Here is a 1515-nt window from a genome sequence, read left to right on the forward strand (position 1 = left end):
GGCAAAGAAAGCGGTCGTTATGGCAAAGGCCAGGGGATTTGTGCTGACTGCAAGCATGACCACTGACTGGAAAATCTGCGGTAAATTCTCCTTAAACGACCAGTACCCGGTGGGATCGGTAAACGCCAGGGGGTTATTGTGCACATAGCTGTAGCGGTTATAGCCCTGGCTGCTGGTGGTCCCGTCTATATTGGGGTCCGCCTGTACAAAGCGCCCCAGCATCGGGTCGTAGATGCGCCCGTTCATATGGATCAGGCCCATCCGGTCGAGGGATTCGTGGCCAGTAAAGCCCCGCGGGGTTATATCCAGGATATTGGTCAGCTGGGTGCTGCTGAGGGCATCCCGCCAGTTGTGGGGCTGGCGCCGCTGCCCCCAGGGGTCGAAGCTCAGCTGCTCGGTGACAGCGCCTGTGGCATCCGTCACCACATCCAGCGAGCCCAGGTGGTCCCGTAGCAGATAGCGGTTTTTGGTCACCGTCAAATGGTCGTCGGCGCTCTCCCCTGCCAGGGCACCGGCAGCCTTATCCGCCTGCCACTGGCGCATATCGGTATCGTATTTGTCCGTGGTGAGAACGAAGCCTGCGATGTTGCGACGGATTTCCGTAGTGCCGTCCTTGTAGACCTTTTCCACATTGCCCAGATAGAGGGTTTCCGTGGTACTGGTGCCGTCATCTAAAGTAGCTTTGGTCGTAGTTCATATCTTTTTTACTAGTAATAAAAAATTGACACAGAATTGCGACAATACCTAGCATGTCGAAATTTTTATTTCGACTAATATATTTTATAGTTCGATAATTTTTCCCAAATGCATAGAAATTTATTTATCTAAATCTAAGCAAAGCACTCCTACATCATCTGAAATTTCACTAAAAAAACCGTAACTAACTTCTGAAAGACCATAGTTATCCACATCGTTCAGTTTTACCAAAATTCCATAGCCAGATTTCTCTACAAACATAACTGATTTCAAATCAGTTATACTTCCATCTTTAAATGAACTTGTTTTTGGACCTAAAAGACGAACTTGCGATGCCTCAGGATTAAAACTCAGTATACCCCAATCAAACTCTACCAGGTAAAAATATTTACCTGGAACCTTTAACCCGCCCCTGACAACATCACTATGATAAATAACTTCATCCTCTATATTTTCTTTAACCCAAATTTTTAGGTAGCTAGATATAGCTTTATCAGAAGCCACACGCTTAAGTGTATTGCAATATTCTACTTTTGAATCGTTACAGGATATTATTAGAATCACTACGCCTACAAATAAAAATATTCGAAATATCATAATCATTCCCTAGCAGGCCGTTGATTTTCACTCAGATTCGAACACGGTAATCGTTTGAATCCGCAATTCTCGGCCCAAATAGACGATTTAAGGCCATTTTTCACCCTTACAGGCCTTGGTGGCGGGCTTTCCCCGCCTTCAAGACGGACTATCCCTGTAACGCCCTCATTCGAGTCAGGTTCCAGCCAATCATCGTCAGCATAAAGACACTGTTCACTTTCG

2 protein-coding genes are annotated in these 1515 nt (G+C 46.1%); both read right to left on the reverse strand.

The features are described from left to right. Positions 1-630: RHS repeat domain-containing protein (locus ABVT36_RS18965; RefSeq protein WP_368457960.1), on the reverse strand; the 630-nt coding region annotated here is incomplete at its 3' end. Between the two features lie 186 nt (positions 631-816). Then, a complete protein-coding gene (locus ABVT36_RS18970) occupies positions 817-1293 on the reverse strand; it encodes a hypothetical protein (protein WP_368457961.1) in 477 nt (158 codons plus the stop codon). Positions 1294-1515 lie beyond the last annotated feature (222 nt).

The organism is Microbulbifer sp. TYP-18, assembly GCF_040932045.1.
Classification (GTDB): Bacteria; Pseudomonadota; Gammaproteobacteria; order Pseudomonadales; family Cellvibrionaceae; genus Microbulbifer.